General features: G+C 74.0%; 14 protein-coding genes, 1 tRNA gene and 2 rRNA genes. 10 read left to right on the plus strand and 7 right to left on the minus strand.

All coding sequences use genetic code 11. The features are described 5' to 3' along the window. The first annotated feature begins 15 nt into the window (after nt 1–15). Nucleotides 16–834 (plus strand): 3-hydroxybutyrate dehydrogenase, encoded by an 819-nt coding sequence (locus ACSBPG_RS14880; protein ID WP_435537963.1) that lies wholly within the window; start codon nt 16–18, stop codon nt 832–834. A gap of 13 nt (nt 835–847) precedes the next feature. Here the strand turns inward: ACSBPG_RS14880 and ACSBPG_RS14885 are convergent, their stop codons facing one another. Beyond that, nucleotides 848–1,258: a YbaN family protein gene (locus tag ACSBPG_RS14885; RefSeq protein ID WP_435537964.1), complete on the minus strand. Its 411-nt coding sequence runs from the start codon at nt 1,256–1,258 to the stop codon at nt 848–850. A gap of 210 nt (nt 1,259–1,468) precedes the next feature. Between ACSBPG_RS14885 and ACSBPG_RS14890 the strand changes: the two genes are divergently transcribed. Further along, nucleotides 1,469–2,026, plus strand: coding sequence for a hypothetical protein (locus ACSBPG_RS14890; RefSeq protein WP_435537965.1), 558 nt, complete (start codon nt 1,469–1,471; stop codon nt 2,024–2,026). A gap of 65 nt (nt 2,027–2,091) precedes the next feature. Next, the gene (gene maiA / locus ACSBPG_RS14895) at nt 2,092–2,730 is read left to right on the plus strand and encodes a maleylacetoacetate isomerase (protein WP_435537966.1); all 639 of its coding nucleotides are present in this window, start codon (nt 2,092–2,094) and stop codon (nt 2,728–2,730) included. A gap of 4 nt (nt 2,731–2,734) precedes the next feature. Here the strand turns inward: maiA and ACSBPG_RS14900 are convergent, their stop codons facing one another. After that, nucleotides 2,735–3,508 (minus strand): HAMP domain-containing protein, encoded by a 774-nt coding sequence (locus ACSBPG_RS14900; protein WP_435537967.1) that lies wholly within the window; start codon nt 3,506–3,508, stop codon nt 2,735–2,737. A 122-nt stretch (nt 3,509–3,630) separates the two neighbouring features. On the opposite strand from ACSBPG_RS14900, the gene ACSBPG_RS14905 reads away from it, so the two are divergent. Both ACSBPG_RS14905 and ACSBPG_RS14910 read left to right on the plus strand, forming a co-directional pair. Continuing rightward, complete coding sequence (locus ACSBPG_RS14905) at nt 3,631–5,385, plus strand: uracil-xanthine permease family protein (protein WP_435537968.1); 1,755 nt, start codon at nt 3,631–3,633, stop codon at nt 5,383–5,385. Continuing rightward, nucleotides 5,355–6,320 carry a TAXI family TRAP transporter solute-binding subunit gene (locus ACSBPG_RS14910; RefSeq protein WP_435537969.1) on the plus strand — a complete coding sequence of 322 codons (966 nt, stop codon included), beginning with the start codon at nt 5,355–5,357 and terminating at the stop codon, nt 6,318–6,320. The genes ACSBPG_RS14905 and ACSBPG_RS14910 overlap by 31 nt, the downstream gene beginning before the upstream one ends. On the opposite strand, the gene ACSBPG_RS14915 is transcribed toward ACSBPG_RS14910, so the two are convergent. Further along, nucleotides 6,296–7,555 (minus strand): cytochrome P450, encoded by a 1,260-nt coding sequence (locus ACSBPG_RS14915; RefSeq protein ID WP_435537970.1) that lies wholly within the window; start codon nt 7,553–7,555, stop codon nt 6,296–6,298. The two genes, ACSBPG_RS14910 and ACSBPG_RS14915, sit on opposite strands and share 25 nt — an antisense overlap. Nucleotides 7,556–7,690: 135 nt before the next feature. Between ACSBPG_RS14915 and ACSBPG_RS14920 the strand changes: the two genes are divergently transcribed. From ACSBPG_RS14920 to ACSBPG_RS14935, 4 genes are all read left to right on the plus strand, one after another. Next, entirely contained in the window at nt 7,691–8,605 is a 915-nt protein-coding gene (locus ACSBPG_RS14920) for a cation diffusion facilitator family transporter (RefSeq protein WP_435537971.1), read from the plus strand. A 35-nt stretch (nt 8,606–8,640) separates the two neighbouring features. Beyond that, the gene (locus ACSBPG_RS14925) at nt 8,641–10,287 is read left to right on the plus strand and encodes an MFS transporter (protein ID WP_435537972.1); all 1,647 of its coding nucleotides are present in this window, start codon (nt 8,641–8,643) and stop codon (nt 10,285–10,287) included. A 275-nt stretch (nt 10,288–10,562) separates the two neighbouring features. Continuing rightward, nucleotides 10,563–11,798, plus strand: coding sequence for a YeeE/YedE family protein (locus ACSBPG_RS14930; RefSeq protein WP_435537973.1), 1,236 nt, complete (start codon nt 10,563–10,565; stop codon nt 11,796–11,798). Nucleotides 11,799–11,909: 111 nt separating this feature from the next. Beyond that, a complete protein-coding gene (locus tag ACSBPG_RS14935; protein ID WP_435537974.1) occupies nt 11,910–12,248 on the plus strand; it encodes a hypothetical protein in 339 nt (112 codons plus the stop codon). 49 nt (nt 12,249–12,297) lie between these two features. Here ACSBPG_RS14935 and ACSBPG_RS14940 read toward each other — a convergent pair whose 3' ends face one another. Beyond that, the gene (locus tag ACSBPG_RS14940) at nt 12,298–13,212 is read right to left on the minus strand and encodes a LysR family transcriptional regulator (RefSeq protein ID WP_435537975.1); all 915 of its coding nucleotides are present in this window, start codon (nt 13,210–13,212) and stop codon (nt 12,298–12,300) included. 140 nt (nt 13,213–13,352) lie between these two features. On the opposite strand from ACSBPG_RS14940, the gene ACSBPG_RS14945 reads away from it, so the two are divergent. Then, on the plus strand, nt 13,353–14,807 hold the full coding sequence (locus tag ACSBPG_RS14945) for an MFS transporter (RefSeq protein ID WP_435537976.1): 1,455 nt from the start codon (nt 13,353–13,355) through the stop codon (nt 14,805–14,807). A gap of 59 nt (nt 14,808–14,866) precedes the next feature. Here the strand turns inward: ACSBPG_RS14945 and ACSBPG_RS14950 are convergent. From ACSBPG_RS14950 to ACSBPG_RS14960, 3 genes are all read right to left on the minus strand, one after another. After that, nucleotides 14,867–14,943 (minus strand) — tRNA-Met (locus ACSBPG_RS14950). Between the two features lie 57 nt (nt 14,944–15,000). After that, a 5S ribosomal RNA gene (gene rrf, locus ACSBPG_RS14955) occupies nt 15,001–15,116 on the minus strand. A gap of 106 nt (nt 15,117–15,222) precedes the next feature. Beyond that, nucleotides 15,223–15,312, minus strand: a 23S ribosomal RNA gene (locus ACSBPG_RS14960); the annotation flags it as partial.

Raw genomic sequence — 15,312 nt, forward strand, 5'->3', positions numbered from 1 at the left:
TCCGGTGAGGACACCATGACCCCGCCCCCCGCCTCCTCCCCAGCCGCCGCCCGGGCCGCCGCCCGGGCCGCCCTGGTCACCGGAGCCACCGGCGGCATCGGCGCCGCCATCGCCGCCGCCCTGGCGGCCCAGGGCCGCGACCTGATGCTGAGCGGGCTGGGCGAGGCGGACGCGGTGGAGCGGCAGTGCGCCGCCCTCGCCGCCGCGCACGGCGTGCGGGTCGCCCACCACGGCGCCGACCTGCGCGACCCGGCGGCGGTGCGCGCCCTGGTGCGGGCGGCCGAGGAGGCCTACGGCGGCGTCGACGTGCTGGTCAACAACGCCGGCATCCAGCATGTGGCGGCCCTGCACCTGTTCCCCGACGACCGGTGGGACGAGGTGCTGGCGGTCAACCTCTCGGCCGCCTTCCACGCCACCAAGGCGGTGCTGCCGGAGATGATGGCGCGCCGCCGCGGGCGCATCGTCAACGTCGCCTCGGCCCTCGGCCTGGTCGGGGCGCCGCACAAGCCGGCCTACGTCGCCGCCAAGCACGGCCTCGTCGGGCTGACCAGGGCGACGGCGCTGGAGGTGGCGGAGCTGGGCATCACCTGCAACGCCGTCTGTCCCGGCCTGGTGATGACGCCGATCATCGAGCGCCAGGTCGCCGCCCAGGCGCAGGTCACCGGGCTGGCGGCCGACGAGGTGGTCAAGACGGTGTTCCTCGCCAACCAGCCGACCCGCCGTCCCGTCGGCGTCGAGGAGGTGGCGGCGGCCGTCGCCTTCCTCGCCTCCGAGGCGGCGGCGTCGATCACCGGCACGGCGCTGCCGGTCGACGGCGGCTGGACGGCGCGCTGAAGGCGCCGCGCCCTCAGCGTTCCGCCGCCGGCAGCGGCCGGGTGGCGACGTAGACGGCGACCGCCAGCATGACCGCTCCCGCCGCCAGGGGGACCGTCGGCCCTTCGGCGGTGTGATAGATCAGGGCCCAGCTGCCGCCCATGCCGCCCAGCGCCGCCAGCTTGCCGCGCAGCGGGATGGCCCGGCGGTCGCGCCACTCCCTGAGGAACGGCCCGAACCGCGGATGCTCGTAGAGCCAGCGCTCCAGCGCCGGGCTCGCCTTGGCGAAGGCCCAGGCGGCGACCAGCAGGAAGGGCGTGGTCGGCAGCACCGGCAGGAAGACTCCGACCGTGCCCAGCGCCACCGCCGCGTAGCCGAGGCCGAGATAGGCCCAGCGCCGCACCCGCTCCGTCCGGCCCCGACGGCCGTCCCGGGAAGCGTCCATCCCTCCTCCTTCGCGTCCCCGCCGCCCGGGGCCGGTTGCAGCCCGGCCCCGCTGCGCCGATATGACATGTGGTCCCCGCCGACCCATTGGAAGGCGGCATCCCTCGAACAGGATCATCCGCTTGGCCGGATTGCGGGCGGCGCCGCGCGCCACACCTGTTCACGTGCGTTCGGACTCCTCTTCCCAGGTCGCGGCGAAGGCAGACAAGCCATGCTGTTCGAATTCGAGCCCTCGGGCATCAACGACACCTATCTGCGGATCAGCCGCAACGGCGTCTCGTGCATCCTGGTGCCGGCCGGCACCTGGAACGGCCTGCTGCGGATGAACTGTCTGGTGAGCGGACCGAGCGGCGGCGCGGAACCGCACATGGTGTTCCGCACCGCCGACGTCGGCTGGGACGACGGCCGCTTCTTCTGGCGCGGCCGGGCCGCTCCGGTGACCACCTCGACCGCCATGATCAACGTGCTGCTGGAACGCGGCATGGTCACCGATCCGGAGGTCGAGAGCCTGGTCTTCGCCGCGCCCGACGACGGCGCCGGCGCGCGCGCCGACGAGCGGCTGATGCTGCGCGCCGTCCTGCGCGGCTGCACCTTCGCGCCGCTCTACGAGGAGCGGGCCGCGGTGTTCGCCGGGGCGGAACCGCCGGCGGTCACCGGCTTCGCCGTGCGCACGCTGTCGGGCAGCGGCGCCCTGATCGTCGGCGCGCGCGACGGGCTGCCGGTGCTCGACGCCGAGGCCCGCGCCGCCCTCCAGCGCGAGGTCGGCTGACCGCTCTCCCTTGACCGCGCGGCGGCGGCCGCTAGGATCGGTGGCACCCCTGGGAGTCGGCCGCCATGAAGCTGTACGGGTATTTCCGCTCCTCCGCCGCCTACCGCGTGCGCATCGCCCTCAACCTCAAGGGCCTGACGGCGGACCTCGTCGCCGTCCACCTGCGCCGCGGCGAGCAGACCGCCCCGGCCTACGCCGCGCTCAACCCGCAGCGGCTGGTGCCGGCCCTGGAGGACGAGGGAACCGTCCTCACCCAGTCGCTCGCCATCGTCGAATACCTGGACGAGCGCCACCCCCATCCGCCGCTTCTGCCGGTCGATCCCGCCGACCGCGCCCGGGTGCGCGCCCTCGCCCTGGCGGTGGCCTGCGACATCCATCCGCTGAACAACCTGCGGGTGCTGAACCATCTGCGCGACCGGCTCGGCCTCGACGAGGCGGCGCGCAACGACTGGTACCGCCACTGGGTCGCCGACGGCTTCCGGGCCATCGAGGCGATGCTCGCCGGCGATCCGCGCACCGGCCGCCTGTGCCACGGCGACACCCCGACCCTGGCCGACGTGGCGCTGGTGCCGCAGGTCTACAACGCCGAGCGCTTCGCCGTCGACCTCGCCCCCTACCCCACCATCCGCCGCGTCACCGACGCCGCGCGCGCCCTCGACGCCTTCGCCGCGGCCGCCCCGGAGCGCCAGCCCGACGCGGAATGAGGCGTCACCCGGGACCGCCCTTCGCCAGCTCCCGGGCGCGCTCCTCGACCATGCCGTCCATCCGCTCGGCCGTCAGCTTGAGGGTGCGGGCCAGCAGCAGCACGCCGCGGGCGAGGCGGCCGAACTCGTCGCGCCGGTGCGCCAGCGGCGACAGGGCGTCGACGTCGACGACGCCCTCGCGCACCGTCTCCGACACCCGCACCAGCGTGTCGACGGGCCGGCTGACGCGCCGCGCCAGGGCGGTCGCCGGGATCATCCCCATCGCCAGCACGCCGATCGCCACGCCGCCGGCGAACATCAGGCGCTCGGTGGGGGGAACGGCGTGCAGTTCGGTCGGCACGGCGATGGCCAGCACCCCCTCCAGCCCGCCCTGCGGACCGAACACCGGCGTGGCGACGTAGAGGGTGTTCGCCACCCGCCGCGCCGCTCCCACCCCGCCCTCCAGCGCCTGCCGCAGCACGTCCCGGTCGAGGTGCTCCGCCGGATCGTGGTCGACGAGGCCGGGAACCACGGCGGTGGCGATCACGGACAGGTCGCGGTCGAACATCGTCACCGCGATCAGCGGTCCCGAGGCCAGCAGGCGCTGCAGCGCGGTCTCCGTCTCCGCCTCGCGGCTGGCGACGGAATGGGCGATCAGCCGGGCATAGGCCATCATGTCGGCCCGGCCGTGGTCGGCGAGCGCCTGGCCGATGATCACCTCGTAGACCGCCACCGCGGTCAGCACCGTGAGGGCGATGGCGGCCGAGGTCATGATCCAGATGCGGGTGAAGAGGTTCATCGGCGGTACCCCGGGAATTGGCTGCCGGCGGCTCGCCCCGTGGACGAACGCCTGGACGTCATGTATAGCCTAAGCTCCGGGCCGCCCCAAGGCGGGTCCGCGCATGCACGAGCCGGGAGTCCATGGCGGCAAAGCCCCAGACGCTGATCTACGGTGTCGACGACCGTCCGCCGCCGCTGGTGACCCTGGCCATGGCGGTCCAGCACCTGGCGCTCGTCGCCATCTTCCTCATCGTCGCCGTGACCCTGGCGCGGGCCGCCCATCTGCCGGCCGACGTCGCCGGCGGGTTCGTATCGCTGACCATGGTGGCGGGGGGCGTCGGCTCCATCCTGCAGTCGCTGCGGCGCGGCGGCATCGGCTCGGGCTTCCTCATCCCGACGACGACCACGACGATCCTGCTGCCGCCGTCCCTGGTGGCGCTGCCGCAGGGCGGGCTGCCGCTGGCGCTGGGGATGACGGCGTTCGCCGGCGTGCTCGTCGCCCTGCTGTCGCGGATCGTCCACCGCATCCGGCCCTTGCTGCCGCCGGAGATCGCCGGCTTCGTCGTGCTGATGGTCGGGATATCCGTCATGATCCTGGGCACGCGCAACGTTCTCGGGATCGACGTCGCGCCGGCGGCGCGGGGCCCCGGGCTGTTCGTGGCCGCCGTGGCGCTGACGACCATGGTGTCGCTCAGCGTCTGGGGCGCCGCCCCGCTCCGCCTCTACTGCTCGCTCATCGGCGTGGTGGTGGGCTACGCGGTGGCGATCCTGATGGGCATGCTCGGACCGGACGATCTGTCCAGGATCACCGACGCGCCGACCTTCCACGTGCCGCCGGTGGGCAGCATGGGGCTCGCCTTCGATCCCGCGCTCGTCGTTCCCTACGCCATCGCCGCGCTGGCGATGACGCTCAACACGGTCGGCGCCGTCACCGCGGCGCAGAAGGTCAACGACACGGAGTGGAAGCGTCCCGATCTCGCCTCGATCGGCCGCGGCGTGCTGTCGGAAGGCCTGACCAACGTGATCGCCTCCCTGATCGGCGGCATGGGCCAGTCGTCGACCTCCAGCGCCGTCGGCCTGTCGGCGGCGACCGGGGCGGCGAGCCGGGTGATCGGCTTCGCCATCGGCGGCCTGCTCGTCGCCCTGGCCTTCCTGCCCAAGGTCACGGCGGTCCTGCTCGCCATGCCGGTGCCGGTGGTGGGCGCCGCGCTGCTGTTCAGCGGCTGCCTGCTGGTGGTCAACGGCATCCAGATGATCGCCTCCCGGCTCCTCGATTCGCGCAAGGCCTTCGTCCTCGGCATCGGCCTCGCCTTCGGGCTGGCCCGCAACCTCTTTCCCGAAGCGTTCGACGACGTGCCCCACTGGCTGGCGCCCTGGGTCAGTTCGCCCATGGCCCTGGCGGTCAGCCTGGCGGTGCTGCTCAACCTCGTCTTCCGCATCGGCATCTGGCGCAAGGACCGGCTGCTGGTCGACACCGCCCACGCCGACATGACGGCGGTGAGCGCCTTCATGGCGCAGCAGGGCGCCGCCTGGGGGGCCCGGCCGGAGGTGGTGACACGGGCCACCATCGCCGCGAGCGAGGTGGTCGAAAGCCTGATCGCCAACGATCTGGTCTACGACACGGTGCACCTCGGCCGCCATTTCCCCGAGGTGAAGGTGCCGCACGGCCTGATCGCCATCGGCACCCGGTTCGACGAGTTCAGCTTCGTCGTCAGCATCCGCTACACCGGGACCCTGCTGGAGCCGCGCAGCAACCGGCCGAGCCAGGAGGAGATTCTCGAGAGCCCGAACGGGACCCTCGAACTGGCGCGCTACCTGCTGTGCCGCGCCGCCGACGACGTCCGCTCTCTGCAGGAGGGAGACCTATGCACGGTCAGCCTCGCCATGAAGGATTGACGCGCCGTGCCGTGCTGCGCGGCGGGGCGGCGCTCGGCGGGGCGGCGCTCGGCGGCTGCCTGCCGGAAAGCGGCCGCATGCTGATCTTCGGCACCGCCGAAACCGAGGGCGTGTACTTCCAGGTCGGCAACGCCGTCGCCCTGCTGGTCAACCGCGACCACCGGCGCCACGGCGTGCGCTGCCTGCCGCAGAGCATGCCGGGATCCTCGGCCAACCTGCGCGCGCTCCTCACCGGCGCCGTGCATCTCGGGCTGGTCCAGGGCAACGACGTGTGGGCGGTGGCGCCGGCCGAGCGGCCGCGCCTGCGCCTCCTGGCGGCGCTGCACGTGGAGAGCCTGATCCTTCTCGCCGGCCCGCAGATCGCCTCGCTGGACGAGCTGCCGGGGCGCCGGGTGGCGCTGGGGCCGGTGGGCTCCGGCCACCGCACGGCGATGACCGCGCTGATGACGGCGCGCGGCTGGGCGCCCGAGCGGTTCGCCGCCATCGACAGCGGCACCGTCCGCTCCTCGCTCGCGGCGCTGTGCGCCGGCCAGCTCGACGCCGTGCCGCTGATGATCGGCCACCCCGTCGCCGCCGTCGCCGACGCCATGACGCGGTGCGGCCTCCACCCGCTGCCCCTGACCGACGCCGACCGCGCCGCCTTCGGCCGCGAGCGGGGCTTCCGGCAGGCGGCCATCCCGGCGGGCACCTACGGCACGGGCAGCCCCGAGCTGGCGACCGTCGGCGCCCGGGTCGAGCTGGCCTGCACCGCCGACTTCCCCGACGACCTGGCGGCGCTGGTGGTGCGCACCGTGCTCGGCGACCTCGATACGCTGCGCCGGGCGCACCCGGTGCTCGGCGACCTCACCGCCGCCGCCCTGCGGCCGCCGGCCGACAGCCCGGTCGCGCTGCACGCCGCGGCGGCGCGCGTCTACGACGAGGCCGGCGTGGCCTGAACGGCGGCGATGACGAAGCCGCTCGCCGGGACCGCCGGCATCCGCGCGAGGTCGACGCTCAGATCCTGCGCCGGCACCGTGTAGCGGATGCCGCCGACGAGCAGGCCCACCAGCGTCTTCATGACGGCGATGGTGATCCATTCGCCGGGACAGCGGTGGCCGGCCTCGAAGCCGCCGCCGCCCTGGGGCACCAGGGCGAAGGCGCCGATCTCCCGCCCGCGGAACCGCTCCGGCCGGAAGGCGCCGGGGTCCTCCCAGATGCGGACGTCGTGGTTGGTGCCGTAGAGGTCGAGCAGCACCCAGGCGCCCTCGGCGAAGTGCCGGCCGCGCCAGTCGAACGGCTGCCGCACGCGGCCGCCGATCACCGGGAAGAACGGGTAGAACCGGCGCACCTCCTGGACGAAGCGCTCCAGTTCCTCGTCGCCGCCGTGCTCCAGCGCCGCCCGGCTTTCGGGATGCTCGTGCAGGGCCAGGGCGGCGAACACCATGAACTGCGAGACGGCGACGATCGGGCGCAGCAGGTTGAGCAGCTCCACCACCGCCACGTCGGTGTCGAGCGGCGCGCCGTCCGCGTCGCGGTGCCGGACCACGGCCTGCAGCGGGCTGCCCTCCGGCGCCGCGCGGGCGCCGGCCCGCACCGCCTCGACGACGGCGCGCAGCCACCGCTCGCTGCGCCGGCGCAGCAGCAGGCCCCGCCAGTTGCGCGGCCCGACCGCCCCGGCGCCGTCGATCATGGCGGCGAACTCCTCCGTGCGCCGCACCGCCTCCTCGCCGTCCAGCGGCACGCCGACCCAGCGGCACGCCGCCCGGCACAGGATGGCGCGCAGCTCCGCCAGCAGGACGACGCGGTCGCTCCCCTGCCAGCGGCGGGCCGCCGCCGTCCACTCCTCGGCGGCGAGCGCGCACAGGCGCTCCAGCGCGTCGGGCGTCATCAGCTCCAGGAAGAGGCGCTTGCGCACCCGGTGGGCCTCGCCGTCGAGGGTCTGCACGCTGCCGCGGTCCTGCAGCGACAGCAGGGTGGTGGTCGGCATCGACCCCTTGCGGGTGAAGCGGCCGGGCTCGTAGAACATGCGGGCGGCGTCCTCGCCCATGGCGCAGACCACCGGGCGGAGCATGAGGCGGGTCTCGAACGCATCCGAGCCGTAGCGGCGGCAGCGGTTCATCACGAACGTGTAGCCTTCGCTCAGCAGCGCCAGCGTGCTGTCGAGGCTGCCGTCGCGGGGAATCGGCGACATCGGGACCTCCCGTTCCTTCTCGTGGCGGGCCTTCGCAGGACATAACGCCCGACACGGCAAAACGGCATGGCGGTGACGGCGGCGCGTCGGCGGTGTTGTGCCTGCGTCGGGCTGGGACAGGACCGGGACAGACGCATGGCCGCCACCAAGGGCTCCCTCAGGGTCATCTACGCCGCGCTGATCGGCAATCTGCTGATCGCCGTGACCAAGTTCGCCGCGGCGGCGGTCACCGGCAGCTCGGCGATGCTGAGCGAGGGCGTCCACTCCGTGGTCGACACGGCGAACGAGGTGCTGCTGCTCTACGGCCTGCGCCGGGCGGCGCGTCCGCCCGACGCCGCCCACCCGCTGGGCCACGGCCGCGAGCTCTATTTCTGGAGCTTCATCGTCTCGCTGCTGATCTTCGCGCTGGGCGCCGGCGTGTCGGCCTACGAGGGCGTCCGCCGCGTGCTCGCGCCCGAGCCGATCGACAACGTGGCCGTCAACTACGCGGTGCTGGGGTTCTCCGTCCTCTTCGAGGGTTTCTCCTGGCGGATCGCCGTGAAGGAGTTCCGCGCCACCAAGGGCGACCTCGGCTACGTCGAGGCGGTGCGCCGCAGCAAGGATCCCACCACCTTCATGGTGCTGTTCGAGGACAGCGCCGCGCTGATCGGCCTGTTCATCGCCCTGGCGGCGACCGCGGCGGCCGAGTTCCTCGATCTTCCCGTGCTCGACGGCGTGGCGTCGCTCGCCATCGCCGCGGTGCTGGCCACCACCGCCCTGTTCCTCGCCCGCGAAAGCAAGGGCCTGCTGATCGGCGAGGCCGCCGATCCCGGCCTGCTGCGCGCCATCAAGGAGACGGCGCAGGCGCTGCCCGGGGTCCGCCGGGTCGAGGCGCTGCTGTCCGTCCACCTGGCGCCGCGGCAGGTTGTGGTGGCGCTGGACGTCGATTTCGCCGACACCCTTTCGGTGACGGCGGTCGAGAGCGCCGTCCTCGCCATCGAGCGCTGCGTCAAGCAGACTCACCCGGAGATCGCCACCATCTTCGTCCGGCCGCGCGGCATCGCCGGCTGACCGTCTCCCGTCGCCCGAAGGACCCCGCCGCCGCCATGCCCGCCATCGAGGACACCAGCCAAGCCCAGGGGGGGCCGCTGCGGCCGCGGCTCCCCGGTTCGCTCTCGCCGTTCCGCTATCCCATGTACCGGGCGATCTGGATGGCGACCCTGGTGTCGAACCTGGGGGTGTGGATGCAGTCGGTGGGGGCGGCCTGGCTGATGACCAGCATCGCCACCAGCGCCGACATGGTGGCGCTGGTGCAGTCGGCCACCGCCCTGCCGGTCCTGCTGTTCTCGCTGCTGGGCGGCACGCTGGCCGACCTGTGGGACCGCCGCCTGGTGTTCCTGACCGGCCAGAGCATCGTCCTCGCCGGCGCCCTGACCCTGGCGGCGATGCAGGGCCTGGAGGCGGTCACCCCGTGGCTGCTGCTGGCGCTGACCTTCCTGCTCGACACCGGCACCGCGCTGCGCCAGCCGGCCTACCAGTCCACCGTCGGCGAGCTGGTGCCGCGGGCCGAGCTGCCGGCCGCCATCGCCCTCAACAGCATCGCCTTCAACATCGCCCGCTCGGTCGGGCCGGGGCTGGGCGGCATCGTCGTGGCGACCTTCGGGGTGCAGACGGCGTTCGTGCTGAACGCCGTCTCCAACCTGTTCATCATCGGCGTGCTGCTGGCGTGGCGGCGGCCGCGGGCGACCGGCGACCTGCCGCGCGAGCCGATCCTGCGCGCCATGCGCGGCGGCGTCCTGTACGTGCGGGGTTCCCCGCCGATCCTGGCGGCGATGGCCCGCTGCTTCGTCTTCACCGCCGGGGCCGGCGCGGTGTGGGCGCTGCTGCCGCTGTACGCCCGCGGCGACCTGGGCGGCGGGCCGACCGTCTACGGCCTGCTGCTGGGGTGCCTCGGCCTCGGCGCCGTCGCGGGCGCCCTGTCGATCGGGACCTTGCGCCGGCGGGTGCGCGGCGAGCTGCTGGTGGCCGGCGGCACCGCCGCCTTCGCCGTCCCCTGCCTGACCCTGGCCGCCGCGCCGACCCTGTGGGCGGCCATGCCGGCCCTGTGCGTCGGCGGCGCCGCCTGGATGACGACCCTGTCGAGCTTCAACGTCATGGTGCAGCTCTCCGCCGCCAACTGGGTCAAGGCGCGGGCGCTGGCGATCTACTTCATGGCGCTGTTCGGCGGCCTCGCCACGGGAAGCTGGGGCTGGGGGCACATGGCCGAGGCGTTCGGCACGCCGGCCGCCCTGGGCGCCGCCGGCCTGGTCCTGCTCGCCAGCCTGGCGCTGGCGCCGCTGCTGCGCCTGCCGACCGACCTCGACAAGGACCTGTCGCCGCTGCCCGACGCCCGGCCGCCGGCGCTGGCGCCCGGCCTGCAGCCCGGCACCGGGGCGGTGGCGGTGACCGTGGAGTACCGCATCGAACCGGCCCAGGCGGCGCCCTTCGTGCGCGCCATGCGGCCGGTGCGGCGGCTGCGCCGGCGCGACGGCGCCGTGCGCTGGACGCTCTACCAGGACGCCGGCGAGCCCGGCCGCTGGGTGGAAGCGTTCATCCTGCCGTCCTGGCTGGACGATCTGCGTCACCAGCGGCGCCTGACGGTGGCCGACCGCGACGTCCTCGACCGCGCCAACGCCTTCCACCGGGGCGGGGAGCCGCCGCGGGTCTCCCACCTGATCGCCCGCGGCACGCAGCGCTTGGCCTGGCCGCCCTGAGGGCGCGCCGCGGGGTGCGAGCTTCCGCAACGAGGAGCGGTGCCCGGCCGTCCGCGACGTGCCGGCCGAGGGTGCGGCGATCGCCATCGCCATGCGGTACCGAGCGGCCGACCCGCGCCGCCGGGGCACCCGGTCGGCCTTGCGGTGCGGGACCGCGCGGCATGCCAGGGATGCAATTTTACAGATCGGCAGCACGCGCTGCGGGCCTTATCTACGTCATCTCATGGTGCTTCTCGGCATTTACGCGCGAGATTCTGTTGAATGGAGGTTGGCTCGTGGTCGATGTGACCCTCGGCCGGGCGGCGGGCCCGGCAGCCGTCCGGTCGGGATTCGACCGGCGTGTCGTCGCCGTGGCGCTCCTGGCGCTGCTCGGCGGCGCGGTGTGGATCGGCGACGCGGTGTCGGGGCGCCAGTCCGCCCTGTACCTGATCGGCGGCGCGCTCGGGCTGGTGCTCTACCACGCCCTGTTCGGCTTCACCTCGGCGTTCCGGGTGTTCATCGCCGACCGCCGCGGCGAAGGGCTGCGCGCCCAGATGCTGATGCTGGCGGTCGCCTGCGCCCTGTTCTTTCCGGCGCTGGCCGCGGGTTCGCTGTTCGGCACCCCGGTGGCGGGGTTCGTCTCCCCCGTCGGCGTGTCGGTCCTGGCCGGCGCCTTCGTGTTCGGCGTCGGCATGCAGCTCGGCGGCGGCTGCGCCTCGGGCACGCTCTACACGGTGGGCGGCGGCAGCACGCGGATGCTGGTCACGCTGGTCTTCTTCATCGTCGGCTCGGTGCTCGGCGCCTATCATCTGCCGTGGTGGCAGGCCCAGCCGGCGATGGCGCCGGTGTCGCTGGTCTCGGCCTGGGGCTGGCCGCTGGCCCTGGCCGTCAATCTCGTGGTGTTCGCCGCCGTCGCCGCGGCGAGCGTGGTGCTCGAGCGGCGCCGGCACGGCCGTCTGGTGGCCCGGCCGGCGGCGGCGTCGACCGGCCTGGAGCGCCTGCTGCGCGGCCCGTGGCCGCTGCTGTGGGGCGCGGTGGCGCTGGCGCTGCTCAACGCGGCGACGCTGGCCCTGGCGGGACGGCCCTGGGGCGTGACCTCGGCCTTCGCGCTGTGGGGCAGCAAGGCGCTGGCGGCGCTCGGCGTCGACGTGGCGTCGTGGACGTTCTGGCAGGCACCGGCCGCGGCGAAGGCGCTGCAGCAGTCGGTGCTGGCCGACGTCACCTCGGTGATGGACATCGGCATCATCCTCGGCGCCCTGCTGGCGGCGGGCCTGGCCGGCAAGTTCGCCCCGGTGTGGCGCCTGCCGCTGCGCTCGCTCGTGGCGGCGGCGGTCGGCGGCATCCTGCTGGGCTACGGCGCCCGCCTCGCCTACGGCTGCAACATCGGCGCCTATTTCAGCGGCATCGCCTCGGGCAGCCTGCACGGCTGGGTGTGGATCGTCGCAGCGCTCGCCGGCAACTGGCTGGGCACCGGCCTGCGGCCCGCCTTCGGCCTGGAGGTGGAGCGCACGCCGCAGCAGACCGGCTGCTGACCGGCGGGGCCTTCGCGCAAGCCTGAGCCGGGCGGTCTGGAATTCGTGCGGCGGTGCACCCAGATCGAATGAAGAGGCTTTGCGAAGCCGCCGACCGTCCGCGAGGTGTCCATGTCCGCATCGGTTGTCGACCTGTCCGAGGAGCGCCTGATCCGCCGCGCCCCTCAGCATCCGCTTCCCCTCGGCCCGGGCGACCGCGACTACGTGCTCGCCTGCCTCGACGCGGTCGGGAAGAGCTTCGGCGTGGCGGCGGTCCCGGCGGCGCCGCTGGACACGGTGCCGGGCCGCTCGCTGATGCGGCTTCTGGTGGATCTGCGCCGCACCTTGCGGCCGGGCGACGCCGAGCAGCGCGCGGCGCACGGCCGCCTGACCGGCGCCATCCACCTGCTGGACACCGCCCGCGCCCTGGCCGAGGACCGCACCGCCGCCGACGGCGCCGGCGGCGGGTGATCGCCGCCGGGCCGCACGGTCGCGGCGTCCGGCTCGCGGCGTCGGGCTGTCAGCCCGTGGCGGGATCGCCGCCCGGCGTGGCGCAGACCTCGCGCACGCGGCCGCGCAGCCAGCGGTGCGCCGCGTCGGCGTCCAGCCGGGGGTGCCACAGCATCGACACCGTGATCTCCGGCACCGGCACCGGCAGGGCGAAGCCGTGCAGTCCGGCGCGCAGGGTGGCGGTGTAACGCTCGGGGACGGTGGCGACCAGGTCGGTGGCCCGGGCCAGGGCCAACGCCGCCGCGAAGCCGCCGACGACCGTGACGATCTCCCGCTCGAGGCCGAGCGGCACCAGCGCGTCGTCCATCGGTCCCTTGTCCAGCCCGCGCCGTGACACCAGGATGTGCCGGCCGCCGGCGTAGCGGGACGGCGTCATCCCGCCCCGGCTCAGGGGATGCCCGACCCGCACGACGCCGATGAACCGGTCCCGGAACAGCGCCTGCACGCGCAGCTCCGGGCCGGTCGCCCCGCCGACCACGCCGATGTCCAGATCGACCGTGCCGTCGCGCAGGGGGGCGCTGTCCTTGGTCGGCTTCTGCACGAAGCGCAGCCGCACGCGGGGAGCGTCCGCCCCGACCCGGGCGATGAGGTCCGGCCCGAAGCTCTCCACGAACCCCTCGCTGGCCCGCACCGTGAACGTGCGGACGAGCCGGCCGAGGTCGAGCGTATCGGCGGGACGCAGCGCCGCCTCCCCCTCCTCCACCAGCCGTCCGACCCGCTCGCGGAGTTCGACCGCGCGGGGCGTCGGGACGAGCCCCCGTCCGGCGCGGACCAGCAGCGGGTCGCCCGTCGTCTCGCGCAGTCGGGCCAGCGCCCGGCTCATGGCCGACGGGCTGAGCCGCAGCCGCCGGGCGGCGCCCGCCACGCTGCCTTCGGCGAGCAGCGCGTCGAGGGTGAACAGCAGGTTGAGATCGGGCTTCGCCATGCGCCGATCCTAGCACGGACACCGCCGTGATGTGGCGTCGGACGCACGAATGAAGTGCAGACGGTGCGCGTTCCGCCATGCCGGGCACCGGCCTAGGCTTGCGGCGGCTCCGGGTGTGGAGTCGCCGAACGAGGGAGGGCATGGTGCAGCCGATGGTGTCGGAGCGCGACGGGGTCGTCGCCGGAACTGTGGAACGGAGCGCGTCCATACGGGGGCCGCTGGCCGGGCTCGCGCTGTCCATGCTGCTGTCGTCGCTCGGCACCAGCATCGCCAACGTCGGCCTGCCGACGCTGGCGCAGGCGTTCGCCGCCTCCTTCCAGGCGGTCCAGTGGATCGTCCTCGCCTATCTCCTGGCGATCACCACCCTGATCGTCGGCGTCGGGCGGCTCGGCGACGTCATCGGGCGCCGCCGGCTTCTCCTGGCGGGGATCGCCCTGTTCACGGCGGCCTCGCTGCTGTGCGGCGCGGCGCCGACATTGCCGACGCTGATCGCCGCCCGGGCGGCGCAGGGGCTGGGTGCTGCGGTCATGATGGCCCTCACCATGGCGTTCGTCGGCGAGACGGTGCCGAAGGCGCGGACCGGCAGCGCCATGGGGCTGCTCGGCACCATGTCCGCCCTCGGCACCGCGCTCGGCCCGTCGCTCGGCGGCGTCCTGGTCGCCGGTTTCGGCTGGCCGGCGCTCTTCCTCGTCAACGTGCCGCTGGGCCTCGTGGCCTTGCTTCTCGTGCGGCGCTTCCTGCCAGCCGACCCCCACGTGCCGACGGCGGACCGGCCCGGCTTCGACGCCGCGGGCACGCTGCTGCTGGCGCTCACGCTGGCGGCGTACGCGCTCGCCGTGACGGTCGGGCACGGCCGTTTCGGACCGGTCAACGCCGCCCTGCTGCTGGCCGCCGCGGGCGGTGCCGGTCTCTTCGTCCTCGCGCAGGCGCGGGCGGCGTCGCCGCTGGTCCGGGTCGCCGTGCTCCGCAGTCCCGCGCTGCGGGCCGCCTTCGCCATGAACGCGCTGGTCTCGACGGTGATGATGGCGACGCTGGTGGTCGGCCCCTTCTATCTCTCGCGGGCGCTCGCGCTGGACGAGGCGCTGGTCGGGCTCGTCCTGTCCGCCGGCCCGGTCATCTCCGTGCTGAGCGGCGTGCCGGCCGGCCGCCTGGTGGACCGTTCGGGCGCGCCCTTCGCGGTCGTCGTCGGCCTGCTCGGGCTGGCGGCCGGGTGCTGTGCCCTCTGCCTGCTTGCGGGACGGTTCGGCGTGGCCGGCTACGTCGCCGCCATCGCCGTGCTGACGCCCGGCTACCAGCTCTTCCAGGCCGCCAACAACACCGCGGTCATGACCGGCGCCCGGCCGGACGAACGGGGCGTCATGTCCGGCCTGCTCAGCCTGTCGCGCAATCTCGGGCTGATCACCGGCGCGTCCGTCATGGGGACGGTGTTCGCGGTCGCGTCCGGGGCGGACGGCGTCGCGGCGGCGCCTCCCGGCGCCGTGGTGGCCGGCATGCGGGCCACCTTCGCGGCGGCCGCCGTGCTGATCCTGGTGGCGCTCGCCCTGGCGGCGGCGAGCCGCGCTCCGGCCGCCCCTCCCCCGCCGGCGGAGGACTGATTCCGCGGCGGCGAACACGACGAAGCCCGCCGGGCGTTGGCCTGGCGGGCTTCTGAATTTGGTTGCGGGGAGAGGATTTGAACCTCTGACCTTCAGGTTATGAGCCTGACGAGCTACCGGGCTGCTCCACCCCGCGATAAACCGGTGAACGGGGACGGTGAAGAGGGTGATTTGCGCTGTGTGCGTCCTGGTGACCTGGCGGCGACCTACTCTCCCACGTCTTGAGACGCAGTACCATTGGCGCTGAGGGATTTCACGGCCGAGTTCGGGATGGGATCGGGTGTTTGAGCCCTCGCCATGACCACCAGGTCACCGGGACGCACACGGGTGCGGGAGTGAAAGTGATGAGGAGTCTGTTTGTCTTGCGGCGGATCGTCTGGGTCGGGCTTGCTGCTGCGCGCGGCGCTGCGTGCGCAGGATCAAGCCGGTCGAGCGATTAGTAAGGCTCAGCTTCACGCGTTGCCGCGCGTCCACATGCCTCCTATCGACGTGGTGGTCTACCACG

Origin of the sequence: Azospirillum sp. ST 5-10, assembly GCF_051225715.1 — a bacterium.
Lineage (GTDB): Bacteria > Pseudomonadota > Alphaproteobacteria > Azospirillales > Azospirillaceae > Azospirillum.

Excerpts from the sequence above, each read along its gene's own strand:
- ACSBPG_RS14945 (WP_435537976.1), top strand. The coding sequence starts at position 13,353 with ATGGTGCAGCCGATGGTGTCGGAGCGCGACGGGGTCGTCGCCGGAACT.
- ACSBPG_RS14885 (WP_435537964.1), bottom strand. The coding sequence starts at position 1,258 with ATGGACGCTTCCCGGGACGGCCGTCGGGGCCGGACGGAGCGGGTGCGG.
- ACSBPG_RS14910 (WP_435537969.1), top strand. The coding sequence starts at position 5,355 with ATGCACGGTCAGCCTCGCCATGAAGGATTGACGCGCCGTGCCGTGCTG.
- ACSBPG_RS14915 (WP_435537970.1), bottom strand. The coding sequence starts at position 7,555 with ATGTCGCCGATTCCCCGCGACGGCAGCCTCGACAGCACGCTGGCGCTG.
- ACSBPG_RS14935 (WP_435537974.1), top strand. The coding sequence starts at position 11,910 with ATGTCCGCATCGGTTGTCGACCTGTCCGAGGAGCGCCTGATCCGCCGC.
- ACSBPG_RS14940 (WP_435537975.1), bottom strand. The coding sequence starts at position 13,212 with ATGGCGAAGCCCGATCTCAACCTGCTGTTCACCCTCGACGCGCTGCTC.
- ACSBPG_RS14905 (WP_435537968.1), top strand. The coding sequence starts at position 3,631 with ATGGCGGCAAAGCCCCAGACGCTGATCTACGGTGTCGACGACCGTCCG.
- maiA (WP_435537966.1), top strand. The coding sequence starts at position 2,092 with ATGAAGCTGTACGGGTATTTCCGCTCCTCCGCCGCCTACCGCGTGCGC.
- ACSBPG_RS14880 (WP_435537963.1), top strand. The coding sequence starts at position 16 with ATGACCCCGCCCCCCGCCTCCTCCCCAGCCGCCGCCCGGGCCGCCGCC.
- ACSBPG_RS14890 (WP_435537965.1), top strand. The coding sequence starts at position 1,469 with ATGCTGTTCGAATTCGAGCCCTCGGGCATCAACGACACCTATCTGCGG.
- ACSBPG_RS14900 (WP_435537967.1), bottom strand. The coding sequence starts at position 3,508 with ATGAACCTCTTCACCCGCATCTGGATCATGACCTCGGCCGCCATCGCC.
- ACSBPG_RS14920 (WP_435537971.1), top strand. The coding sequence starts at position 7,691 with ATGGCCGCCACCAAGGGCTCCCTCAGGGTCATCTACGCCGCGCTGATC.
- ACSBPG_RS14925 (WP_435537972.1), top strand. The coding sequence starts at position 8,641 with ATGCCCGCCATCGAGGACACCAGCCAAGCCCAGGGGGGGCCGCTGCGG.